The following is a 268-nucleotide window of genomic DNA, read 5'->3' as shown; positions in this document are numbered from 1 at the left end:
ATCATCGGTTTCGGCTCGACCTCGCTGTGTTGGCGAAGCACCGCAAACACGCCCGCATAAGGGCTTTCGCTGCGCGCGAGTCGTTCGCCAACCGCGGCCAGGATGTGGATGGCCTCGTCGAGCAGGGCCTGGGCCGTCGAAGGTTCGACGAGGCCCAGCACTTCGAGAAACAGCGGCACGTAATCGGGCAACTCGTTTGCCGTCACGTCCAGATCGTGAAGCCGATACTCGTCCAGCAGATTCACCATGGCCTGCCCGCGCTCGCGGC

1 protein-coding gene is annotated in these 268 nt (G+C 63.8%); it reads right to left on the bottom strand.

All coding sequences use genetic code 11. From position 1 onward, the window contains the following. Positions 1 to 268, bottom strand: a 268-nt coding sequence (locus SB765_RS30085; protein ID WP_410932558.1) for a nitrate reductase molybdenum cofactor assembly chaperone, incomplete at both ends; no start/stop codon positions are given.

It is taken from the genome of Pseudomonas sp. SIMBA_067, assembly GCF_046534675.1.
GTDB lineage: Bacteria > Pseudomonadota > Gammaproteobacteria > Pseudomonadales > Pseudomonadaceae > Aquipseudomonas > Aquipseudomonas putida.
The sequence above is the reverse complement of the archived record's forward strand: the minus strand, read 5'-3'. Positions and strand labels throughout refer to the sequence as shown.